Here is a 24413-nt window from a genome sequence, read left to right as displayed (position 1 = left end):
AACCGCAGTGACTTCTACGGTGCAACGTACCGAAAGCCCGTTCGCCCATTTGGGTGAACAAGAGCGAGAGAAGCTGGGTAAAGAACTCGACGCGATTCACGACGACGTGTTCGCCGATCTCGGTGACCGCGACCGCCGGTACATCAAGTCGGTCATCACCGCCCAGCGCCAAATTGTGGTGGTGGGCCGGGTCCTGCTACTGGCCTCTCGATCTAGAACCGCGTGGGTCGTCGGCACGGCGTGCCTGGGGCTGGCGAAGATCTTGGAGAACATGGAGATCGGGCACAACGTGATGCACGGTCAATGGGATTGGATGAACGATCCCGATATTCATTCTTCGAAATGGGACTGGGACACCGCCTCAACTGCGGAGTCATGGCGGCACTCGCACAACTACATCCATCACACGTACACAAACATCCGGGGCAAGGACAAGGATCTCGGCTACGAGATCATGCGTATCGACCCCAACCAGCGTTGGCGTCCGTACTACCTGGGGCAACCGCTCTATAACTTGCTGCTCACCATCTTGTTCGAGTGGGGTGTCGCCGTACACGACATGGATATCGAGGCGATCCGGGCCAGGGAGAAGCCGTGGTCGGAGGTGCGCAAGGACCTGAAAGGCATCAGCGTCAAGGCGCGCTCGCAGATCATCAAGGACTACATCGGATGGCCGGTAATCAGTGCGGGCGCATACGCCTTGGTACAACTGGCCTTCGGTGGACAACTCGAACCGCCGGCGGCATCGCGACTCGGCCGGCGTCTTCGCAAGGTTTCGGGCACGGGACGGGTGGGCGCGGCAGCCACATTCTTCGACAAGGTGTTACCCGGGGTGGAGAGCACCTACCTGCGCACCTTGGCCGCCGACGTACTGGCCAATGTCATCCGTAATGTGTGGGCACACGCCATCATTTTCTGCGGCCATTTTCCCGACCAGACCTACACGTTCAGCGAAGAAGAAGTCGAGGACGAGACGCGCCCGGAGTGGTATTTGCGCCAGTTGGTCGGCGCGGCCAACATCGACGGCAGCCCGCTGTTCCACGTGATCAGCGGCAACCTCGGCTACCAGGTGGAGCATCACCTGTATCCGGATATGCCGGCCAGTCGGTACTCCGAGATCGCGCCGAAGATCAAGGACATCTGCGAGCGCTATGAGCTGCCCTACAACACCGGGCGGTTCTCCAAGCAGTGGTTCATGGTGCACCGCACCATCTTCCGACTGGCGTTCCCGGGCGGGAAGCCACGGCCGAAGCCCGGACCGTACCGCAGCGGGGAGCGGTCCACCCCTCGCCACGAATACAGTGAGGCAAATCGTTCCCGCGAGCGGGTCCCTGCCGAGCACCCGGACTCCGGCCCCGAGCACGAGTCGAGCGGCGTGGAGGTGCAACCGCCGCCGCGCGGCAAGGAGTGACTCGCTACCCCAGCGTGGTGTGCATCAGCATCACGTCGTATGCCGACCACAGCGAGAGGTTGAAGTACACGTCCTTGCCCGTCGACCAGGGATGCATCATCGGCGCGTAGACCCCGCCGGGCATCTGGAAGTTCGAAACCAGCAGATGCTCCGGGCTGTACGGTCCTTGTGGCGCCGGCGCGGTCCTTGCCACGACGTCGTTGGCGCCGTTGGTGTACATCACCAGGTACTGCTTGAGGTAGGTGTTGTACTGGGCCGACATCTCAGCGACCGGACCCGGGATCACCGGTGTGGCCGCCGACGGCTTGTTCGGCACCCAGGAATTCGAATCCCCGTTCCAGTACTCATATTTGGTGAGGTCGGGGATGAAGCGCGGCTGCACCCGCGACAAGTGCGCCGCCCCACCGCGACCATTCGGAGTTCCGAACGAGTACAGGTAACCGTCACCGCCCTTGACGTAGGCGCCCATCTGGAAGTTCTCGTTGCCCTCGACGTACGGCACCCGCGCGGCATCGGGTCCGTTTGCGCGGATGGTGCCCGGGTAGACAGCCCAGTTCTGGCCGTTGTCGGTGGACATCGCGATCCCGGAGTAGTTGGTCCACCACTCGCCGTCGCGACCCCAGTCCTTGATGGACATGAAGTTGATGTACTGCGTCTTTCCGACGGAGATGGCAGCGGTCGGGATGATTCCCGTCTCTTCCTTCGCGTATTTGATGCTGTTGATGACCTGTCGGGAAAAGCCCGGCTGTTGTGTCGGGGACCCGGCGTATCGGTTGGACGGGTCGCCGGCGGACACGTGCAGGCCGTGGGACAGATCCTGGTCGGTGCTGCGGAACAGCACGTTGTAGCGCCACTGGTCGCCCTTGACGGCGCAGTAGCCGAAGGTGTCGCCGAAGGCCATCAGCACCTGGCGGTTGGCGGGATCACCGTTGTCCCAGAGGATCCCGAGATCGGTACCGGAGATGCCGAAGCGCTCGAGGGTCTTGTTCGGGCCTTCCGGACCGGTCACCCACTCGACCAGCGCGGTGTTCGAGCCTCCGAGAGCAGCACCGGAATCCGGTGCGCCCTCGGGTACGGCCGGTGCCGGCGCCGGGTTGGGCGGGACGGCTGCCTCGGGGGCCAACTGTCCGGCGGGGGGCTGCTGGCCGGCCGCGGGAGGCGCCGGGGCCGGCGGCGCGGGGTTGGCGCCGGGGACCAGCGCTTGCTGTTGCAGCGGCGCGGAATACCGCTGACCCGGTTGTTGGACGCGCTGCAGCGGACCCACCCGCGGCAGCGGGGCGCGATCATTCGCACCGCGGGGCCGCTTGTTCATCGGGCCGAGCACCTTGCCGCCCGGGTTGGTCACCACCGCGTTGGCCGGCGGCGGGACATTGGCTTCGGGCGCGCTGCACGGCAGCGCATGCGCGTTGGGTGTCAGCCCCGGGACAAGGACGGTCGGGAGCAGCAGCCCGATCGTGGCCGTCGCTGCCAGCGATACCGAAACGTAGCGAGGAATCGCCGACATGTCGCACCTTTCCAGGGTCGGACGCCCGAATTGACGTCCGCAGTGGGTTGATGTGACGATAGTGACCGTTGTGACCGTTGTGACCGTTGAGCTGACAATAGGTACCCGTCCGTGACCGTGTCGCAATCCATTCGTCGGTCGTCATCCAGGGAGACGACGAGCTGTGCGGGAGCCCGAAACCGCCGTCGGCGCAGGCGAATTCACGCAGCACGCACCACCTTGACGGCGACGCCGCCGCGCCGGCGGTAATGCGTGCGGCATTGAGAGACATCTCATGCTTAGGTCGCCCTTGCAGCGGATATACAGGCGGGGGTCGCGGTCCGGATCGGACACCCACATCTAGGAGGCACGGTGGTCACGATTGGCAGTTCGCAGGGCACCGCCGGCGACAGGACCGGTCCGGAAGAGCGCCCCGAAGTCTGGCCCGGCAAGGCCTACCCGCTGGGCGCGACCTACGACGGATCCGGGACGAATTTCGCGGTGTTCAGCGAGGTCGCCGAACGGGTCGAGCTGTGCTTGTTCGACGACGAGGGCAACGAGACCAGGATTGCGCTGCCCGAGGTCGACGGATTCGTCTGGCACGCCTTTCTGCCCAGCGTCGAGCCGGGCCAACGGTACGGATTCCGGGTGCACGGCCCCTACGATCCCGGCAACGGTCAGCGCTGCAACCCCAACAAGCTGTTGGTCGACCCCTACTCCAAGGCGATCGACGGCAGCTTCCAGTGGGACCAGTCGCTGTTCAGCTACAACTTCGGCGATCCCGACAGCCGCAACGACGAGGACTCGGCCGCCAACATGCCCAAGTCGGTGGTGATCAACCCGTACTTCGACTGGGGGGTGGACCGGCCGCCCGGTCACGAATACGCCGACACCGTCATCTACGAGGCGCACGTCAAGGGCCTCACCCAGACCCACCCGGCGATCCCCGAGCGAATCCGCGGCACCTACTCGGCGATCGCGCACCCGGCGATCATCGAACACCTGACCAACCTGGGCGTCAATGCAATCGAGCTGATGCCGGTGCACCATTTCGCCAACGACTCGACGCTGATCGACAAGGGGCTGTCAAACTACTGGGGCTACAACACCATCGGATTCTTCGCCCCGGACTTCAAGTACACCGCCAGCAACAATCCGGGCGGGCAGGTGCAGGAATTCAAAGCCATGGTGCGCACCCTGCACGAAGCCAACATCGAGGTGATCCTCGACGTGGTGTACAACCACACCGCCGAAGGCAACCACATGGGGCCCACGCTGTCGATGCGCGGGATCGACAACGCCGCCTACTACCGGCTGGTCGAGGACGACAAGCGGTACTACATGGACTACACCGGCACCGGCAACAGCCTCAACGTCGGGCATCCGCACACCCTGCAGCTGATCATGGACTCGCTGCGCTACTGGGTGACCGAGATGCACGTCGACGGCTTCCGGTTCGATCTGGCCTCCACACTGGCCCGCGAGTTCTACGACGTCGATCGCCTTTCCACGTTTTTCGAACTGGTGCAACAGGATCCGGTCGTCAGCCAGGTCAAGCTGATCGCCGAACCGTGGGATGTCGGCCCCGGCGGCTACCAGGTGGGCAACTTCCCCCCGCAGTGGACGGAATGGAACGGCAAGTTCCGGGACAGCATCCGCGACTTCTGGCGCGGTGAGGACGCCATCCTCAGCGAGTTCGCGTCCCGGCTCAGCGGTTCGGCCGACCTCTACGAGCACACCGCGCGACGGCCGGTGGCCTCCATCAACTTCGTCACCGCGCACGACGGTTTCACGCTGCGAGACCTGGTGTCCTACAACGAGAAACACAACGAAGCCAACGGCGAAGACAACAACGACGGCGAGTCGCACAACCGGTCGTGGAACTGCGGCGCCGAAGGCCCTACCGACGATCCCGAGATCAACGCGCTGCGCGCCCGCCAACAACGCAACTTCTTGGCGACAACCATTCTGTCGCAGGGTGTTCCGATGATCTGTCACGGAGACGAACTCGGCCGCACCCAGAACGGCAACAACAACGGCTTCTGCCAGGACTCCGAACTGACCTGGATCGATTGGGAGAACGCCGACACCGAGCTCATCGAGTTCACCCGTGCGGTGACCACCCTACGGGCCGAGCATCCGGTGTTTCGCAGGCGGCGCTTCTTCACCGGCGCCCCGGTGCGCCACCGCGGTTCGGCGGGCATACCGGACATTTCGTGGTTCCGCCCCGACGGCTCGGAAATGAGCGACGAGGACTGGGACTCCGGCTTCGGCAAGTCGGTGGCGGTGTATCTGAACGGGCTGGGCATTCCGGGCACCGATACGCGCGGTCAGCGCATCACCGACGATTCCTTCGTGCTCTGCTTCAACGCCCATCACGAGCCGATCGAATTCGTCCTTCCCCCTGACGAATTCGGGCCGAACTGGATTCCCGTGCTCGATACCGCGACCGGCGACGGACAAGTCGAGCAGAACGATCCGCTGCCGCCGCAGGGCAAGATCACCGTCGAGGGTCGCGCCGTGGTCGTGTTGCGGCTCGAGCGCACCGATTAACCACGAGTTCACGCCGCCGATGCCGATGCCCGACCGACGTTCGGTGCCGATTCGACGGCGTCGTCGCCGGGTATCTGATTAAGCAACCGTCCGGAAACGAAGGATTGTCATGAGCGCGAAGTCGAAAACCTTGTACATGCCGCTGTCGATCGTCACCAGCGTGACCGGTGGGCTGCTGGCCGGCGCCGTTTTCAGCCAGGTATGGAAGCGATTCAGCAACGACGAACCCGCGCCGCCCGATCCCAAGGATCTCAGCAACTCCATGCGCTCCGCGCTGATCGGCGCCGGCCTGCAAGGACTGATCTTCGGCGTGGTCAAGGCTGCGGTGGACCGGGCCGGTGCCCGCGGCTATCAGGCCGTGACCAACGAGTCCCCCGTGCCCTGACGTCACCGGTCGCTGTACTAGAACGTGTTACAGTCTGCCCGACCGGGGCCTCCCGGGCAGCATGGGCAAGGAGACCCGATGGCTTCTCAGCGCCGACGAGATTCTCGAAAAGCACAGTCGCAGCAATGAACCGGTGATGAGCAAGACGCGTTCGCTGGCGCTGGTGACCGTCGCATACGTGGTCGCGGTCGGCGTCGCCGCCGTCTGGCTGGCATGGGGACCGACCACCGGACGCCTCTGGCTGGACACGTTCGTCGCCGACGTGCTGGCGACCCTGGTAGTGTTCGCGTTCAGCCGCGGGTATCGCAATTCCAGTTTCTACGACGCTTATTGGAGCGTCATTCCGCCGCTGCTGACCTTTTACTGGTGGAGCCAGTCCGGCGTGGACCAGCTGCGGTGTTGGCTGGTCGCGGTACTGGTCACGGTGTGGGCGGTGCGGTTGACCGCCAACTGGGGGTACGGGTTTCCCGGACTGCATCACGAGGACTGGCGCTACGGAATGTTCCGGGAGCGCGCCGGGCGCTGGGAGTTCGTTGTCGACCTGGTCGCGATCCACCTCATCCCGACGGTTCAGGTCTTCGCCGCGATGCTGCCCGTGTATGTCTGCGTGACCCGTCCCGGCAGTGACATGCGGTGGCTGACGGTGACGGCCTTCGTCGTCGGGCTGGCCGCGGTGACCCTCGAATTGGTCGCCGACGTTCAGTTGCACCGGTTCGTGGCGAACCGGCGCCCCGGCCAGGTGATGGACCAGGGACTGTGGAGCTGGTCGCGGCACCCGAATTACTTCGGGGAGTTCACCTTCTGGCTCTCCCTGGCATTGTTCGGAGTCGCCGTCGCACCGTCGGACGCGTGGTGGCAGATCCTGGGGGCGCTGGCGATGCTGGGGATGTTCCTCGGTGCCAGCATCCCGATGATGGAGACGCGCAGTCTCGAGCGCCGGCCCGAATATCGACACGTCATGGACCGGGTGCCCCGCTTCGTGCCGCGACCACCGCGGCACGTCCCGGCATGAGTCGCAAGCGCGTCGTCATCGCCGGCTTGGGCGACGTGGGTTTGTTGACCGCGATCCGGCTGGCTCCGCATGCCGACGTCGTCGGAATCTCGGCGAAACCCGGGCTGGTCAGCGGGCAGGAGCTCGGCGTGAGGCTGGCCCGTCCCGATGACTGGGCGCGTGACTACTGGATACCGTTCGACCGCTTCCGGGGACTGGACCGGGTGCGCACCGTCCAAGCGACGCTGACAGGGCTGGACTTGACAGGCCGCACCGTCGCGGCCCGACGCGCCGACGGCACGGTCGTCACCGAATGTTTTGACGCGCTGGTCATTTCGACCGGGGTCAGTAACGGGTTCTGGCGTCAGCCCACGCTGCAGTCGCCTGCGGATGTGGGTGTGCAGCTTTACGCCGCCCACGAGCGGCTGATGACCGCGAAGTCGGTGGCCGTCATCGGCGGCGGAGCGGCCGCGGTCAGCAGTGCCGTCAACCTGGCCACCACGTGGCCCGACAAGCAGATCGACCTGTACTTTCCCGGGGACCGCCCGCTGCGCGAGTACCACCCGCGTATCTGGAACCGCGTCCATGCCCGATTGACCGGACTCGAGGTGGGCCTGCATCCTGGGCACCGCGCCGTGATCACCGACAGTTTCACCGGCAACGAGATCACCAGTGACCCCGTTCGCTGGAGCACCGGACAGACCCCGGCCGTCGCCGACGCCGTGCTCTGGGCGATCGGCCGGGTGCGCCCCAACACCGAATGGTTGCCGCCCGAACTGCTCGACGAATGCGGATTCGTCCGGGTGACACCGGAACTGTGGGCTCCCGGGCATCGGGACGTGTTCGCCGTCGGCGACGTCGCCGCCACCGATCCGCTGCGCAGCTCGGCCCGAAACCGCGGAGATGCGTTGGTGGCCAGCAACATTCGTGCCGCGTTCGCCGGGCGCCCGTTGCGGCCTTTCCGTGCCCCCCATCGGCGGTGGGGTTCGTTGGTGGGTATCCAGCCCGATGGGTTAGAGGTCTTCTTCCCCACCGGTCATGCGTTCCGCTTTCCCGCTTGGGCGGTCGAGCGGGTGGTGATGCCGGGGATCGTCCGCTCGGGTTTGTACCGCGGTGTGCGCGAGAACCGTCCCTTCGGGTGAGAGGAGCAAGACGTGGAACTCTGGGAATTGGTTGCCCGCGAACAGATCAGAGATACCCTCGCGCGGTACAACTGGTCGGGTGACGCCGGGCGGGTGACAGCCCTGGCCGAAACGTTCTGCGCGGACGGTGTTCTCGAGGTTCGTGGCATGGAACCGCTGCGCGGCCGGTCCGGCATCGCGGCGTTTCTCGGCAACGTTGCGGGTGGCGTCGCCACCACCGGTTCGGACGTCAAACCCGTCGTCCGGCACATCCTGACCAACGTGTGGTTCACCGACCTGGCTCCGCAACGTGCCGAGGTCTCGTCGTACTTCACGGTCGCAACTCACGTCGGGCTCGACCACTTCGGTCGTTATCGCGACATTCTGGTACCGGACGGCCACACATGGCTGATCCAGCACCGAAAGGTATCGACCGACTGGGCAGCACCCGACTCGGTGATGGCGCGGCCTAGCTGATCGCCGGTACCCGTCGGCCGACGCTGAGCCGTGCGGCCGCCGCGGCCGTCAGGAAACCGCCGAGTGCCGTCCACCCGTCGACCCCGGCCAAGCCGTTCTTCGCCAGCAGCACCAGCGCAATGCCGGCTGCGCAGACCAGCGCCCCGGCCACCCCCGACCATCTGCCGGGTTCGACTGGCGCGTCCCACCATGGCAGCCGCCGATGTTCGAGCGGCGACAGCAGGCGAAAGGTCACAGCCATGACGGCGGCGAACACCAAGGCGCGCAACGCCAACAGCCCCCAGAACCCCGGTGCGTGCACGTCATAGGCATCCAGGCCGACGGCATGCAGGGCGAAGGTGGCCACCGCGATCGCCGGGATGTGCCACAGGTAAAGAGTCATCGCGCCGCCGTTGCCGACCATGACCGCGCGCCAGACCTTGGGTCGCTCGGCCCAACGGCGGACCGGACCCGCGACAGCGACGAACATGCACGACATCCAGGTGCAGTGCAGCGCCAGTAACAGCGTCGGCGGGGACACGTTCGAGATCCGCTCGGTACCGGTCACCACCAACGACACCTCGAATGTTCCGGTGACGGCCAGCACAACCTGCGCGGCGAGCGCCGACAGCGCCGCGACGATCGCTGCGCGCACACCGATCAACTGCCGCGCGTAGGCGACACCGATCGCTACCGGGATCAGCCACACGATCACGAAGTTCGCGACACCGGATTCGGCGGTGCCGACCGCGAACCGGATCCCGTCGACCGCGGCAGCGGCCACCAGCAGGCCGACCACCACCAGCGCGACCACGCGCCCGGAGCGCATCCGAGTCATCATCGGCACGAAGGCCAGCACCACCAGGTAGACGCCGAGGAACCAGAGCAGCGCCACGCACTCGCGACCGAGTCCCGCCGCGGATTCCGCTCCGAGGGTCGCCTGCACCACTACCAGGGCAGCGGCCCACGTCGCGAGGTACCAGAACACCGGCCGGCACAACCGCTGGGCGCGGGTGAACAACCACACGCCCCACTTCGTGCCCGAGTGCCAGCCGTAGGCGCCGGCCGCACCGCCGGCCAGGAAGAACAGCGGCATCACCTGGACCACCCAGGTGACCGGGGCTATTGTCGGCAGCGCGCCGAGCAGATTCCCGATCTGTACCCCGTCGGAGTCGATGGTGGCCAGCAACAGCGCGCAATGCCCGAACATGACGACGACCAGAGCGGTCAGGCGCGCGACGTCGACCGCGCGGTCGCGTCCGCGCACCGCCGCCTCGGAAACCGCAGCCGGAAGGGGCAGGAATGTGGCGAAGGGCATTCGACCAGGATGCCCGGTTCGCGGCGGACTGCGAATGAGTAGTCCTACGCGTTCGGCGAGACCCGGGTTGACCTGCGAGGACGCCGTCTCGGAGCTTACGTCGTGCCGCTACGGCGGGGATAACCGCGGCGCACGGTTCGGTCCAGGATGCCCAGCGTCGCCCGCAGCGCGCCTTCGGAGATGACGGGGAAGATCCCCGCGTCGCGCCACTTCTGGTCGATGTCAGACCAGTCGTAGAACGAGGTGACCACGGTGCCGTCGGAGCCGGCCGGTTCCAGCCGGTACCCGTAGACGTGGCCGATCTGGGGCCGGATCTGACCCAGGATCGTCCACGCGATCAGCCGGTCCGGTTCGAATTCGCTGATCTCGACCGTGACGTCGTAATTGCCGAGTTGCGGAAAATCATTCAGCGACTCGCGATCCATATGGACCACGAAACTGTCGCCGACCGCTTGGACCGGTCCGCCATCGGCGTCCTGCAGCATGCCCGACGAGTCGATCGCCACGTGGCCCTGGGGATCGCACAGCACCGCGAAGATGTCCGCCGCCGGAGCCGCGATGGTGCGCTGGATTTCGATTCGGTCAGTCATTGGTCCTCGCAGTCAGGAGTTACGGGTCGAGACATCAGCCGGTCAGCTTCGTCAGCCAGTTCGGGTTCTGCAGGTCCACGCCCCCGCTGCCGTCCCAGACGAACGGGGTGCCGCTGGCATGGAAGCCGGCCAGGCTGGTGCTGGCGTTCGCGGCCTTGACCTGGGCGGTGCCAGGTCGCTGCGTGACCGGATGCAGTTTGTGGTGGTGGTGTTCGCTCCGACGGTTTGGGCCAGGTTCGCCAGTTCGATGTCGGTGCGGTCGGACAACGCGCCTTCCTGCGGCTGGAAGTCGCTGCCGAAAATGGCGTCGTAGAAACCGGTGTAGACCTTCGGATCATTCTGCGCTGCAACGCAATACGAGGCGGCGATGGCGCGCGTCGAGTAGTTCTTGGTATGCGACTGTTCGTCGAGGAAGTTGAGCAGGTGGTAGCGCACGGCGAGCTTCTTGCCGGCGACGGCGTTGTCGATGTCACCTGCGTAGGACCTGATGAAGGCCCCACACGGTGGGCAGATGGGTTCGTTGAAGATGTCGATCGTCGCGACCGCCGTCGAACTGCCGATGAAGACGCCGTCGTTGAGGACTTTGAGCTGGACCGCATCAGGCTCGACGGTGGGCGTGGCCGACGACTGGTAGGTCGGCTGCGGCGCTGATCGATTGGTGCCGGAGAAGCCGATGATCAGACCACCCGCGATGGCCACGACGACGGCGACCGCCAGCCCCGCCCATAGCCAGGGTTTGCGCAGCAATCCTGTTGGCCTGGAAGGAGGTTGACCCCACGCCGGCACGCCGGCGGTACCCGGCGGCCAGCCCTGGGTACCGCCCCACTGCGCCGGCACGGGCGCTATCGGACCTGACCCGGGCCCGGGCGGCGGTGTCCACCCCGGGCCCGGTGTCATCGACGGGTGTGGCTGCGGGGTGAAGCCGGGGGGCGGCGGCCCGCCGTACGCGGGCGGCAGCGAGGCCACCTGGCTGCGCTCCAAGATGTCGCTGGCGCGGTCCTGGTCAGGCGTGGCGAGCGCCGCATAGGCGGCCGCCGACAAATCGCCGCAGGTGGGATAGCGGTCGGCGGGGTCCTTGGCCATTCCGCGGGCGATCACCTGGTCGAAGGCGCTCGGCACGCCGGGCCGGGCGACGCTGGGCCGCGGAATCGGCTGGTTGATGTGTGCGCCCATCACGCTGAGCTGGTCGCCGCGGTAGGGCGGGGAGCCGACCAGGCACTCGTGCAACACGCACGCCAATGCGTAGATGTCGGCCCGGTAGGTCACTTCGGCCTCGCTGAATCGCTCCGGAGCCATGTAGTAGAGAGTGCCCACGGTGCTGCCCAGCTGCGTCAACCGCTCGTCGGAGGTCGCGCTGGCGATCCCGAAATCGACGAGGTACGCGAAGTCGTCCTTGCTGATCAGGATGTTCTCCGGCTTGACGTCGCGGTGCGTCACCCCGGCCGCATGCGCGGCGTCGAGCGCCGATCCGATCTGGCGCACCACGGCCACCGCACGCGGTGGGGTGAGTGGTCCGTAACGCTTGAGAATGGCGGCGAGATCCTTGCCGTCGATCAGGCGCATGTCGACGTAGAGTTGCCCGTCGATTTCGCCGTAGTCGTGGATCGGCACCACGTGGGGTTCCTGCAGCCGTCCCGCGGTGCGGGCTTCGCGCTGCATGCGCTGACGGAACACCGGGTCCATCGACAGCGACTGCGACATCAGCTTCAGCGCGACGATCCGTTCTTTGACGGTGTCCTCGGCTTCGTAGACGTCGCCCATGCCGCCGCGACCCACCAGGCGTCGCAGTAGATACGGCCCGAACCGCGTTCCCTCCCGGGAACCCTCGGTACTGTCATCCATCGCCGACTCCTCACCCGCCTTCCGGGCAGCTGATCAACAGCGCCTTGGCCGATTGCCACTGTGGGGAAACGAACACACGGCGACAAGCCAGGCATAAGGCTAATGGTTTGGGTGATTGTAGGGTGCGGTTCGCAGTCGCATCCGGAAGCGCATCTTCGCGGGGCCACCCTATCGCGGTGAGGTCACCGGATCAGAGCGAACGATCAGCATGCGAACAGTGGGTCTGCCCGGCGGTCGGGTCGGGGTTGTGCAATACTCGCGTGCAATAAGGTAAGGATAGCCATACTTAAGGAGATCGGGACGCCTGCGTTGCTTCCTGGACGGACACCGATGACGCACGATATATCTGCTATCAGCCAACCCAATTCGGACCGGCCGCAATGATCGCTCCTGTCTGGATAGCCGCGCCACCCGAAGTGCACTCGGCCCTGCTGAGCAGCGGCCCGGGACCCGGATCTTTGTTGGCCGCCGCCGCGGCGTTGAACAGTCTCAGTGCCGAATACGCGGCGGTTGCGGCGGAGTTGTCCGCCCTGCTGGGCGGGGTGCAGGGAGGTTCCTGGGAAGGACCGACCGCCGCGCGGTACGCCGCCGCACATGTGCCGTATCTGACTTGGTTGACCCAGATGAGCGCCAAAACCGCCAGCGCTGCCGCGCAACACGAGGTGGCCGCCGGGGCCTATTCGGCTGCGCTGGCGGCGATGCCGACGCTGGCCGAACTGGCCGCCAACCACGTGGTGCACGGCGTCCTGGTGGCGACGAATTTCTTCGGGATCAACACGATCCCGATCGCGCTGAACGAGGCGGACTATGTCCGGATGTGGATTCAGGCCGCCACCACAATGACTGTGTACGAAGCGATTTCGTCATCCGCGCTGGCGGCGGTGACACCCACCGAGCAGTCGCCACACATTCTGTCCGCCGAGGCGGCACCCGCGGAACCCGCGACCACAGCGCCCGCCGACCCCATCGAAGAATTGTTGTCCGGGTCCGAACACTTCACCAGCATGTACCGGGCGCTCAAAGGTCTGATCTCCGACCCGCTCGGCACCGTGGTGCAGTTGATCACCGACTTCGCCGCCAACCCCGCCGAAGCGGCGGTGACCTGGCTGCCGCTGTTCTACGTCTTTGCCTACGCGGCGGTTTTCGGGGTGATGGGGACACCGATGTACGCCGCCGCCGCGGGTCCGTTCGGCGTGATTCCGCTCGCGCTGGCGCTCTCGACCATCTCCGTGGTCGCCGAGGTTCCCGCCGAGCTGATCGCCGAGGTTCCCGCTGTCGCCGCCGACCAGCGGGTGATGCCGGTAGTCAGCGTCACGCCGACGGTGACCACCGCCGGTGCGGTGCCGGCGCCAAGCAGCCTCCCGGCACAGGCTCCCGCGACGGCTACTGCGACCGCTCCCCCAGCTTCGGGCTTCCAAGGTTTCGCCTATCTGGTGGGCGGACCCGGCGCCGGCCCCACCCTCGGTCCGGCACTGCATAACAAGGTGACCGCGAGTGCACCGGCATCGGGGATCTCCGCGGCAAGCGCCGCATCGGCGGCCGCTGCTGCGCAGGCGAAGGCCCGTCGTCGTCGTCGTGGCGACGTCAAGAACCGCGGCTACCGCGACGAGTACCTCACCCTCGACAACACTGCGGACTGGACGCCGGAGGAACCTCCGGCCGACGAGTTGACGGTGTCCACCAGCGGTGCCGGACCACTTGGATTCACCGGCACCGCAACGAAATCCAGAGTCCGCGACGCGGCCGGATTGACCACCCTGGCCGCCGACTCCTTCAACAGCGCACCGACCGTACCGATGATGCCGAGCACCTGGGCCACCGAGTTGCCCGACGGGCAACCGCACGCCGACTGAGCCGCCTGGCCGCGCCTGCGTCGCCGGCCGGGGTCGCCGGGCGGGGGATCGCGAATCACCAGGTCCGCTGTTGCGGGCGACCCCCACACCCGACGACGGTCACAGGATGTAGAGCATCTCCTGATAGGTCGGCAACGGCCACAGGTCGTCGGCCACAACGCCTTCCAAGGCGTCCGCCGCGGACCGTACCGCCTCCATCGCCGGCAGCAACTCCTGCTGGGCGTGCGTTGCCTCTTCTAGCGCCGATGTCGCCGCGTGGTCCGACAACGCCGACTTCAGCGTCGCCAACGCGGTGGTGAGATCGGCAAGGGGCGTCGAAACCGCTTCCAGCGCAGCGGTACTCGGTTCCAGACCGGCGGCTTTCAGCGTCGCGACATTCTGCGCGAGCTCGGTCTGGTAACGCACCGCTGCCGGCAGAATGACCGTCGTCCCCATCTCCAGCGCCAACTTCGCCTCGACCGCAATGGTCAGTGCGTACTGCTCCAGCCGGACCTCGTAGCGACTGCGCAGCTCACGTTCGTTGAAAACGCCGTATTTCTCGAAGACTTCGATTGCTTCCGGTTTGATCAATTCCGGGATGGCGTCCAAGGTGGTCTTGAGGTTGGGGAGTCCGCGCTCGGCCGCCTCGATCTGCCAGTTCTCCGAGTACCCGTCGCCGTTGAACACCACGGCACCGTGTTCGGTGATGACGTCGGTCAGCAACGTCTGCACCGCGGCGTCGAAGTCCACCCCGTCGGCGACGGCCTGCTCCAGGATGGTGGCCAGGTAGTCGAACGAGTCGGCCATGATCGTGTTCAGGATGATCATCGGCACCGCGACGGTCTGCCCGGAGCCGGGTGCCCGGAACTCGAATCGGTTGCCGGTGAAAGCGAATGGGCTGGTACGGTTGCGGTCGCCGGCGTCGGTGGGCAGGTGCGGCAGGGTGTCCACACCGATGATCATGGTGCCCTTGCCTTTTGACGACGTCGCAGCGCCCTTGGCGATCTGCTCGAAAACGTCGGCGAGTTGCTCGCCGAGGAAGATCGAAATGATCGCCGGTGGTGCCTCATTGGCGCCCAGCCGGTGGTCGTTGGTCGCCGAGGCGACCGAAAGTCGTAGCAGCCCGGCGAATTTGTGCACGGCCCGGATCACCGCCGCGCAGAACACCAGGAACTGGGCGTTCTCATGCGGTGTATCGCCGGGGACCAGTAGCGAGCCCAATTCGGAGTTGCCCACCGAGAAGTTGACGTGCTTGCCGGATCCGTTGACGCCGGCAAAAGGCTTCTCGTGGAACAGACATTCCATGCCGTGCTTTTTGGCGATGGTCTTGAAGATCGTCATCAGCAGTTGCTGGTGGTCGGAGGCGATGTTGGCCCGCTCGAACATCGGCGCCACCTCGAACTGTCCGGGCGCAACCTCGTTGTGGCGGGTCTTGGCCGGAATGCCGAGTTTGAACAACTCCCGCTCGGTGTCCATCATGAAGCCCAGCACACGTTCGGGCACCGCCCCGAAGTAGTGGTCGTCGAACTCCTGGCCCTTGGGCGGCTTGGCACCGAAAACCGTCCGTCCGGCATTGATCAGGTCCGGACGGGCCAGGAAGAAGTGCCGATCGATCAGGAAGTACTCCTGCTCCGGGCCACAGAACGAGACCACCTTGTTCAGGTCGGTGTGACCGAACAGCGCCAGGATCCGTTCAGCGTGCACGCCCATGGCCTGCTGACTGCGCAGCAACGGTGTCTTGTAGTCCAGCGCTTCGCCGGTCATCGACACGAAAACGGTTGGGATGCAGAGTGTATTGCCGTTCGGGTTCTCCAGGATGTAGGCCGGACTGGTGACGTCCCAGCCGGTGTAACCGCGCGCCTCGAACGTACTGCGCAGTCCGCCCGACGGGAAGCTGGACGCGTCCGGCTCGCCCTGGATGAGAGTCTTGCCGGCGAATTCGGCCAGCGTCTGTCCGTCGGAGACGGGTTCCAGGAAGCTGTCGTGCTTTTCGGCGGTGAACCCCGTCATCGGGTAGAACACGTGCGCGTAGTGGGTGGCGCCGTGTTCCAGTGCCCAGTCCTTCATTGCTACCGCGACGGTGTCGGCGACGGCCGGGTCGAGTTTGGCGCCCTTCTCGATGGTCGCCATGATGGACTTGTACACCGACTTGGGCAGCCGTGCCTGCATCTCTGCCTTGGTGAAGACGTTCGAGCCGAAGATTTCACCCGGGGTCTCGCCGGCCACGAAACTGACTGCCGGAGGGATGTATGCCTCGACGTTGTTGATCGCCTGCAGGCGGACCGCGTTTCCGCTCATTGAGTTCCTATCGATGCTCGATCGGGCCCGTGGCTCAAGGCACCAGGGGCGCTAGACCGCCCCACCGTAGGAGGATTCGATGGCGATCCTGTTACACCCACGTCAACGCTGCGAGGCGTTGATTGCGTCCGTAGCGTTGGCGACGTGACGAGCGGTGACCTGCCCGGCCGCGGCGCGGGTGATGCGTTGCGGCGCAGCCTGGGTGTCGGCGATGCGGTGGTGATCGGACTGGGTTCGATGCTCGGCGCGGGAATCTTTGCCGCACTGCCGCCCGCGGCGCACGCCGCCGGCGCGGGGCTGATGGTCGGGCTGGCGGTGGCCGCGGTGGTGGCCTATTGCAACGCGACATCGTCGTCCCGCCTGGCGGCCCTGTACCCCGCTTCGGGTGGCACCTACGTCTACGGTGGCCGGCGCCTGGGCGAGTTCTGGGGATACCTTGCCGGATGGGGTTTCGTGGCCGGCAAGACCGCATCGTGTGCGGCGATGGCGTTGACCGTCGGATGGTATGTGTGGCCAGAGCACGCCCATGCGGTCGCGGTCTGTGCTGTGGCCGGTTTGGTCGTGGTCGACTGTCTAGGTGCGCAGAAATCGATGTGGCTGACCCGGGGCATCGTCGGCGCGGTGCTGCTGGTGCTCGCTGGGGTGGTGCTGTCGGTGCTGCTCAGCGGGACCGGCGAGGTCGCGAATCTTGCTGTAGCTGAGAGTTTTTCATCCGGCGGGGTGCTGCAGTCGGCGGGTCTGCTGTTCTTCGCATTCGCCGGCTACGCCCGTATCGCGACGTTGGGTGAGGAGGTGCGCAACCCGGCTCGCGCCATCCCGCGAGCGATTGCGATCGCATTGGCGATCACCTTGGCGGTCTATGCCGCCGTAGCTGTCGCCGTGTTGACGGCGCTGGGGCCGAAACGGCTGGCTGCGGCATCGGCTCCGTTGGCGGAGGCGGTGCGGGTGACCGGCGCCTCGTGGTGGGTGCCTGTGGTCGGAGTCGGCGCGGCGCTGGCCGCCCTCGGTTCATTGCTGACGCTGCTGATGGGTGTCTCGCGCACGACATTGGCGATGGCTCGCGATCGACATCTGCCGCATCAGCTTGCCGTCGTGCACCCGCGATTCGGAGTGCCGGCGCGCGCGATGGTCACTGTCGGCGTGGTCGCTGCGATCCTCGCGGCCACCCTCGATCTGCGCGGCGCCATTGGATTTTCGTCGTTTGCGGTCCTGGTCTACTACGCGATCACCAACGCGTCAGCACTCACGCTGCGGGTGGACGAAGGGCGTCCGCCGCGGGTCATACCGGTGGTGGGATTCATCGGTTGCGGAGTGCTCGCGTTCGCCTTGCCGGCTGCCTCGGCGGTCACCGGCATCGCGGTACTTGCGCTGGGCGTCATTGTGTTCTGGGTGCGCCGTGCCTCGACACGGAAGACCGGAGACACGACGAGCCCATGACGTCGCAACCTGCCGGTTGACCGACACCTTTCGTCCCGTCGGAAAAGGACTTTCGCCAGGTGTGCGGGAGCGGTGTCGTCCCATAGCCTGACGCCATGACGCATCGAATCCACGACGACAGCGGTGGCGCCATCCTTTCGGCGAAAGAATGCTGGGATCTGCTGGCGGGTGCGACGCTGGGGCGACTGGTCACGGCCGCGGACGGCCGGCCCGAGATCTTCCCGGTCAACTACGCCGTCCAACGCAAGACCATCCTGTTTCGCACCGCCGGCGGCACCAAGCTGGTGAGCACCGCCATCAACAACCACGTGGTCTTCGAGGTCGACGACCACAATGTTGCAGAGGGTTGGAGTGTGATCGTCCGGGGCACCGCGCGTTCGGTCCGCAGCGACGAGGAATTTGCCGAGGCTGAACGTGCTCAGGTGCTGCCGTGGACGGGGTCTGTCAAATCGCACTATGTGCGAGTGATTCCGGAGATCGTCACCGGCCGCCGGTTCCAGTTCAGTCCGGCCGCACAGCAGCAGATTCTCGCCAACGGGTAGGCCGAGTGCGGTGTCTCGGGCAATGGCGTCGGCGTCGGGTTGCTGGGGAGGCTGAGTGCACGAGAGTCCGCAAAATGCCGGAAAACCCGTGCCATGCCGTACATTTGCGGACCCTCGCGGGTCGCGGCAGCGACCCTAATCGCCGGTGCGGGTGAACTTCACGTCGACATCGGTGCTGGGGCACGCGGTGCCCGTCACCTCCATCCTTCCGTGACCGGTCAGCAGCGTGACCGGATCCTGTATGGGTTGCGGCATCGCGAACGGCACCGTGACTTTCACGTGCGCCGTGCCACCCTTCCAGCACTTGGCATCGAATTCACGCTCGTAGCCCCAGGTTCCGTCGGTGTACAGCAGCACCAGAACCGTCGCCGGCGCGGTGTGCAACAGGCTGACACAGCGCTCACCGGTGCGCAGGCAGTCCGTGCGGGCGACGTAGTCCTTCTGCTCGGTGAAACCGTTTGGCTGCGTTGATGTCTGGTGGTATCGGCCGCGCAGATTGGCCGCGGGTGAGACCACCCGGGGCGGTAGCGTGGCCGGATCGGGCACTGTGTCGAGTCCGACGTCTCCGGTGCGGGTGAACGTGACGGTGCGTTTGTTGGAGCAGCCTTTGCTCATGCTCTCGACAGCCTCCCCGGCGAAGGTTCCGTCTGCAAGTGGTTGCAGCGTGAACATGTCCCAGACCTCGCCCTCGACGTCCCCGCAAGTGCTCGAGCCGACACTCACCGCGACCCAACTGCCGCCGACCTCGTCGAGCACCATCGTCGGCACCTGCATGGTCCTGCCGTCCAGACGGGACGCCGTCGCGACGCACCCGTCAACCCGGCACACCGAACGCACCGCCCACAGTTCGGTGGTCGGGGTGACGTGCTTTTCCGCGGGTTGGCCGTCGATGCCGGTCACCACGCCGAAGGCGACCTGGTAGACGCCGGTGAACGGACCGGTGTTGGGCGGCGACGTGCTGGTCGGCGCGGCAGCCTTGGACGGGGCTGTGGCACCTGACCCGTCGCCGGAGGTGAGTTGCACGGTGGTGAAAACGCCGCCGATCAGCAACAGCGCGATGCCCACCAGTGCGCCGACCAGCACAGCGCCCCGCCTGCGCCGGGGTGTCGCGGCGACCGGCGCCGCGCGGGTCAGTCCCGGTGACGTCACGGCGTATGCGCTCTGCGGGTATCGGGCATGAGTGACGGACGGCACCTCGCTCGCGTAGGCGCGCCCCGGGCCCAACTGCCAGGCCAACTGCTCGGCGAACTCGGTGCAGCTGCCGAACCGTCGGGACGGATCCTTGGCCATCGCGACAGCGAACACCCAATCCAGGCCCGCCAGGTCCGGCCGCAGCACTCCGATCGAGGGCGGCGGGGCGTTGACGTGGTGAGTGATCACCACGGCGGGATTGGAGTCGGCGTAGGGCGGTGTCCCGGTCAGCAGATGGAACGCCGTGCAGGCCAACGCATATTGGTCGGCGCGCCCGTCGATCGGCTCGCCCCTCAACTGCTCGGGAGCAGAGTAGTTCACCGTGCCCACGGTCATGTTGGTTGCGGTCAGCCCGCTGGCGTCGTCGATGCGCCGCGCGATGCCGAAATCGGCCAGGTAAATGCGCCGCGGCTGACCGTCGCTCTCTGCCAGCAAGATGTTGGCCGGTTTGACGTCGCGGTGCAGCAGACCCGCGTGATGCGCGTAGTCCAGAGCCGAGCCGACCGCGGCGACGATCTCCAGGACATCGTGCAACGGCATCCCGCCCGCAAACTCCTCGCGCAGCAGCTGCGCCGCGTCGGTACCGGCCACGTAATCCATCGACAGCCAAAACCGGCCCTCGTACTCGCCACGGTCGTGGATCCGCACAATGTGCGGATGTGACAGGCCGGCCGCCACCTCGGCCTCCCGTTCGAACCGCGCCCGGTAGACCGGGTCGTCGCTCAAGTGCACCGGCAGCACCTTCAGCGCGTTCTCACGCGGCAACCGCGGATGTGTCGCCAGGTACACGACGCCCATCCCGCCCTCCCCCAGCACCCGGTTGATCCTGAATCCGGCGAACTCGTGACCGGTTGTCCACTCGAGCGGAGGGGTGGTGTCCACGGTGTGCCTCTTTCGGCCGGCGACGTCTTCCCCGGGCGGGGGGTCAGCCGAATCGGCCGACAGCACATACGTTGCCGTTCAAGGCTTGCCGCATCGTGTCAGATTTCTTGCGAAATTCTTGCTCCCTCGGACAAGCCGAACCGATCGTGCAGGCGCACCAACGACTTCGGTGCCCACCAGTTGAGTCGGCCGAGCACATGCATGAATGCCGGCACCAACAGCATCCGGACCAGCGTGGCGTCTGCAAGCACCGCCACGGTCAGCCCGAAACCGAACAGCCGCATCACCGAAACCTGGGCAGCCATCAGAGCCGCGAACGAAATCGTCATGATCAGGGCGGCCGCGGTGATGACCCGGCCGGTGTGCGCAACACCCAGCGCGACACTTTCGTCATTGGCATCCGGTCCGCGGTCGGAAGCCAACCAGTATTCCCGTATCCGGGATATCAGGAAAACCTCGTAGTCCATGGAAAGCCCGAATGCTATGCAGAACAACAACACTGGCAGCTGCACGCCCAGAGTGCCGGTGGCGGCGGTGCCCAGCCCGCCCAGGTGTCCCTCCTGGAACACCCACACCAGCGCACCGAACGCCGCGGTCAACGACAGGGTGTTCATCAGCACCGCTTTGAACGGCAACACCACACTGCCCGTCAGCAGGAACAGCAGGATCAGGGTGATGGCGACGATGATGGTGAGCACCCACGGTAGGCGCGACGCGATCGCGTGCACGCTGTCGCGGTTGCTGGCCGCTACGCCGGTCAACAGCGCTGCTCTGCCCTTCGGCGGCGTCACGGCGTGCAGGCGGTCCAGCTGTGCGGTCGAGGCTGCCGTGTACAGCGGGGTGGTGGTGCCCACGGTCAGAAACGCGCTGCCGTCGCGAAGTCCGTAGGGCGCCGACGGCGGACCGAACCGCGCGCCGCCGACGAAGGTGCCGCTGAGCCAGGACACCCATGACACGTCGGGCACCCGGGACAGCGCGGCGGCGTACCCGTCCAGCTCGGCGGGACTCAAGCCGGTCGCGTCCGGAAGCACCACGGTGACGTTGGGAACACCACCGTCCCTGAAGTCTCTGCGCAGCTGCTCGCCGACCTGACGTGCGGAAGCCGAGGGGGGCAGAATGCGGTCGTCGGCGAAGCCCCAGCGCGCATTGTGAAACGGCGCACCGAGCAGCAGCAATATCACCGTGATGGTGATGCCGACCGGAATAGCATGGCGGATAACGACTTTCGTCCACCGGTACCAGGACCAGGAGTCGAAGAACCCCGGCGGACCAGTTGTCCCCCACAGGATACGGCGCATGCGCGGACGCATTCGCGACGAGTCGAGTCGCCGGTGCAGCAGCACGATGGCCGCGGGTGTGACGACGATCGCCGCGGCGGCGGCGAACGCGACCACCGCAACCCCGGCATACCCGAAAGACTTCAGGAAGTACTGCGGAAACAGCACCATGGTGGCCATCGACAGCGCGACCGTCAGCGCCGAGAACAGCACGGTGCGACCCGCGGTGACCATTGTCCGGGTCAGCGCCGCGTCACGGGATCGCCCTTCTGCCAGTTCGTCTCGGTATCGACTCAGAATCAGCAGGGTGTAGTCGACGGCCAAGGCCAGCCCCATCGCAACCGACAGGTTCAGCGCGAAGATCGACACATTGGTGAACAGCGCGATACAGCGCAGCGCCGCCATGGAACCGATGATCGCGAAGATGCCCACGCCCGCTGGTATCGCGGCCGCGACCAGACCGCCGAACACCCAGACCAGCACCAAGAAACTCAGCGGCAGCGCCACCGATTCCATCGCCAACAGGTCGTGCTGGGTCTGCTCGTTCACCTGCCAGTAGACGGTGGCGTCACCTCCGGCGCGCACCACGACGCCGTCGCGGCCGTTGACGATCTTGTCGATTTCGTCCGCCAACTGCCGTGCGGTTTTCTGGGCATTCGTGTCGCCGCCGGTGAGTGCGGCCATGATCAGACCCGTCCGGCCGTCCTTGCTGATCAACAACGACGCGGCCTCGGGCGGCGCGGTCCACACCGAGCGCACCTCTCGAACACCCGGCCAATTCTTCAGCCGCCCAACGAGATCGGATCCCACCGCCCGGCCGCGCGGTCCTAGTGCGCCGTCGTCGGAGGTCAGCGTGAACACGATGGCCATATCGCCCTGGTCGAATTTGCCGGTCAGCAACGCGGTCGCGCGCGCGGATTCAGCGGCCGAATCCAGTCCTTCACCGGACGAAAGTGTCCTGGTCACCGGGAGTCCGAAGATCGCGGCGGCGATCATGACCAGCACGGCCGCGACGATCACCCGGCGCGGCGCGGTGATAGCGAGTCGAGCGATTCGGTGCAGCAAGACTTTTCCTTCCGAGTTGCCGATGCGCCTCGCTAACGGGGGGCGAGTTCATGCTCGATCAGTTCGCGGTAGACCGGCACCTCGAGGAGTTCGGTGTGCGTGCCCGTTGCCTGGATCCGGCCGTGTCGCAGGACCAGAATCTGGTCTGCGTTGGTGACCGTCGAGAGTCGATGCGCCACGACGAGCAGGCTGCGTTCACCGCGGGCCTGCCGCACGTTGGCCATCACGTCGTACTCGTTGGCACGGTCGAGATGGGCGGTGGGTTCGTCCATCAGGATGAGCTCCGACCGCGACAGGAAGGCTCGCGCCAGGGCCAGCCGTTGGCGTTGACCGCCCGACAGGCTGCGCCCGCGCTCGAGTATCGGCGTGTCGAGTTGTGCTGGCAACGCGGCGATTTCGTCGGCGATGTTGGCTTGCTGCAGCACCACCCATAGGTCGTCGTCGGCGGCGCCGGGATCGGCGATGAGCAAGTTGTCGCGGATGGTGCCGTGCAGCACGGGAGCGTCCTGCTCGAGCAGGCCGAGACGACCGCGTAGTTCGCGCAGCGCGATGCTGCGGAAGTCTCGGCCGTCCCAGCGCAACGACCCAGACGTCGGGTCGTGGAAGCGGCACAACAGCGCGAGGATGGTCGACTTCCCCGCACCGGATGGGCCGATCAGCGCGGTGATCTGGTTGCGGGCCAGGGTGAACGACACGTCGTGCAGGACGGTGTCGGATCCGTAGCTGAACGACACCCGGTCGAACTCGACGAGCGTGCCGTCGGGTGGTGTTCTCGCGTCGGGCCCGGTGACGGCCAGTGCCGGGGGGTCACCCTCGGGAAGCTCCCGCAGGATGGTGTCGAGGTGCTGATATGCCCCGGCCGCGGAACGCAGCACGGTGAGCGCGATGAACGCGGCGTTGATCGGAAAGATCGCGTACATGGCGAAGGCGAACAGACTGACGAACTGCCCGACAGTCAAAGCACCGCCGGCGACCCGGCTGCCGTCGACGATCATGATCGCCAAGAACGACCCGGTGATACCCAATCGTACGATGCCGATGTTGGTCGCGGTGGCAGCCGCGACGCGAACACCCGCATCGTAGGCGGCATCCGCGCTGAGGCTGATGGACTCGGCTTCGCGGTTCTCGGCGCCGAACAGCTTGATCGTGCGGGCCGCACCCAGCGCCCGGTCGAGTCCGGAGGTGTAGTCGCCCAGCGCATCCTGGCGACATAACGATGCCCGCTGAATACGGGACAGGAACGGATTGCCCGCGGTGAAAGCCACCGCCAGCGCGGCCACCACCACGGCCACCGTGACCGCGTCGATGGCCAGCATGAACATGCTGGCTCCGAGCAGGGTCACGGTGCCGAACACGACGTCGGCGACCGCGCGGGGCATGTCGCGCAGCAGGCCAGCATCGCTGGTGCCCCGGGCCAGCAGTTCACCCGTCCGGGCGCGGTCCAGCAGTCCGATCGGCAGGCGGACAACATGATTGGTGAAGTCGTTGCGCAGTGTCAGCACGATTTTCTCGCCGATCCGGTCCAACCCGAAATGTCCCAGTGACTCCAGCAGCAGCTGAACCACCAGCATCGTCACCAACGCGACGACGAAGCCCCGGATCGGGACTTCTGCGGAGGCGCGGTCCACCAGCCGGCCGGCCAGCAGTGGCTGCAGCAACGTCAGCGCGGTGGCCGCGGCGAGCAGCACCAGAGCCACCGTCATCGAAAGCCGATGGGCGCGAAGCAAAGTGAGCATGAG

16 protein-coding genes and 1 pseudogene are annotated in these 24413 nt (G+C 66.1%); 9 read left to right on the top strand and 8 right to left on the bottom strand.

What is annotated here, in order from left to right:
* Nucleotides 1–7 precede the first annotated feature (7 nt).
* A complete protein-coding gene (locus AC5Y4D_RS20850; protein ID WP_499942634.1) occupies nt 8–1411 on the top strand; it encodes a fatty acid desaturase family protein in 1404 nt (467 codons plus the stop codon).
* Between the two features lie 4 nt (nt 1412–1415).
* Here AC5Y4D_RS20850 and AC5Y4D_RS20845 read toward each other — a convergent pair whose 3' ends face one another.
* A complete protein-coding gene (locus AC5Y4D_RS20845; protein WP_499942637.1) occupies nt 1416–2915 on the bottom strand; it encodes a glycoside hydrolase family 183 protein in 1500 nt (499 codons plus the stop codon).
* A 360-nt stretch (nt 2916–3275) separates the two neighbouring features.
* Between AC5Y4D_RS20845 and glgX the strand changes: the two genes are divergently transcribed.
* The 5 genes from glgX (at nt 3276) to AC5Y4D_RS20820 (ending at nt 8421) form a co-directional block, all read left to right on the top strand.
* Nucleotides 3276–5447, top strand: a complete 2172-nt coding sequence (glgX, locus tag AC5Y4D_RS20840; RefSeq protein WP_500038120.1) for a glycogen debranching protein GlgX — start codon at nt 3276–3278, stop codon at nt 5445–5447.
* A gap of 109 nt (nt 5448–5556) precedes the next feature.
* The gene (locus tag AC5Y4D_RS20835) at nt 5557–5832 is read left to right on the top strand and encodes a DUF4235 domain-containing protein (protein WP_499942640.1); all 276 of its coding nucleotides are present in this window, start codon (nt 5557–5559) and stop codon (nt 5830–5832) included.
* Nucleotides 5833–5968: 136 nt separating this feature from the next.
* Nucleotides 5969–6844: a DUF1295 domain-containing protein gene (locus tag AC5Y4D_RS20830; RefSeq protein ID WP_499942642.1), complete on the top strand. Its 876-nt coding sequence runs from the start codon at nt 5969–5971 to the stop codon at nt 6842–6844.
* Nucleotides 6841–7965 carry an FAD-dependent oxidoreductase gene (locus AC5Y4D_RS20825; protein WP_499942645.1) on the top strand — a complete coding sequence of 375 codons (1125 nt, stop codon included), beginning with the start codon at nt 6841–6843 and terminating at the stop codon, nt 7963–7965. The genes AC5Y4D_RS20830 and AC5Y4D_RS20825 overlap by 4 nt, the downstream gene beginning before the upstream one ends.
* 12 nt (nt 7966–7977) lie before the next feature.
* Nucleotides 7978–8421: a nuclear transport factor 2 family protein gene (locus tag AC5Y4D_RS20820; RefSeq protein WP_499942647.1), complete on the top strand. Its 444-nt coding sequence runs from the start codon at nt 7978–7980 to the stop codon at nt 8419–8421.
* On the opposite strand, the gene AC5Y4D_RS20815 is transcribed toward AC5Y4D_RS20820, so the two are convergent.
* The 3 genes and pseudogenes from AC5Y4D_RS20815 to AC5Y4D_RS20805 form a co-directional block, all read right to left on the bottom strand.
* Nucleotides 8414–9718, bottom strand: a complete 1305-nt coding sequence (locus AC5Y4D_RS20815) for an acyltransferase family protein (protein ID WP_500038114.1) — start codon at nt 9716–9718, stop codon at nt 8414–8416. The genes AC5Y4D_RS20820 and AC5Y4D_RS20815 overlap by 8 nt on opposite strands.
* A 95-nt stretch (nt 9719–9813) precedes the next feature.
* Nucleotides 9814–10308, bottom strand: a complete 495-nt coding sequence (locus AC5Y4D_RS20810; protein WP_499942652.1) for an SRPBCC family protein — start codon at nt 10306–10308, stop codon at nt 9814–9816.
* 34 nt (nt 10309–10342) lie between these two features.
* Nucleotides 10343–12150 (bottom strand): annotated as a pseudogene (locus tag AC5Y4D_RS20805) (serine/threonine protein kinase PknE).
* A gap of 380 nt (nt 12151–12530) precedes the next feature.
* Here AC5Y4D_RS20805 and AC5Y4D_RS20800 point away from each other — a divergent pair.
* Nucleotides 12531–14003, top strand: coding sequence for a PPE family protein (locus AC5Y4D_RS20800; protein WP_500038113.1), 1473 nt, complete (start codon nt 12531–12533; stop codon nt 14001–14003).
* A 99-nt stretch (nt 14004–14102) separates the two neighbouring features.
* Here the strand turns inward: AC5Y4D_RS20800 and AC5Y4D_RS20795 are convergent, their stop codons facing one another.
* Nucleotides 14103–16280, bottom strand: coding sequence for a glutamine synthetase III family protein (locus tag AC5Y4D_RS20795; RefSeq protein ID WP_500038112.1), 2178 nt, complete (start codon nt 16278–16280; stop codon nt 14103–14105).
* 237 nt (nt 16281–16517) lie between these two features.
* On the opposite strand from AC5Y4D_RS20795, the gene AC5Y4D_RS20790 reads away from it, so the two are divergent.
* Nucleotides 16518–17717: an APC family permease gene (locus AC5Y4D_RS20790; protein ID WP_500038119.1), complete on the top strand. Its 1200-nt coding sequence runs from the start codon at nt 16518–16520 to the stop codon at nt 17715–17717.
* A gap of 95 nt (nt 17718–17812) precedes the next feature.
* Nucleotides 17813–18259 carry a pyridoxamine 5'-phosphate oxidase family protein gene (locus tag AC5Y4D_RS20785; RefSeq protein WP_500038111.1) on the top strand — a complete coding sequence of 149 codons (447 nt, stop codon included), beginning with the start codon at nt 17813–17815 and terminating at the stop codon, nt 18257–18259.
* 135 nt (nt 18260–18394) lie between these two features.
* Here AC5Y4D_RS20785 and AC5Y4D_RS20780 read toward each other — a convergent pair whose 3' ends face one another.
* The 3 genes from AC5Y4D_RS20780 to AC5Y4D_RS20770 form a co-directional block, all read right to left on the bottom strand.
* Nucleotides 18395–20332, bottom strand: coding sequence for a serine/threonine-protein kinase (locus tag AC5Y4D_RS20780; RefSeq protein ID WP_500038110.1), 1938 nt, complete (start codon nt 20330–20332; stop codon nt 18395–18397).
* Between the two features lie 98 nt (nt 20333–20430).
* Complete coding sequence (locus AC5Y4D_RS20775) at nt 20431–22674, bottom strand: MMPL family transporter (RefSeq protein ID WP_500038109.1); 2244 nt, start codon at nt 22672–22674, stop codon at nt 20431–20433.
* 32 nt (nt 22675–22706) lie between these two features.
* On the bottom strand, nt 22707–24377 hold the full coding sequence (locus AC5Y4D_RS20770) for an ABC transporter ATP-binding protein (RefSeq protein ID WP_499942662.1): 1671 nt from the start codon (nt 24375–24377) through the stop codon (nt 22707–22709).
* Nucleotides 24378–24413 lie beyond the last annotated feature (36 nt).

This window comes from Mycobacterium sp. NGS67 (genome assembly GCF_059812185.1).
This window is presented reverse-complemented; position numbering and strand designations above follow the sequence as displayed.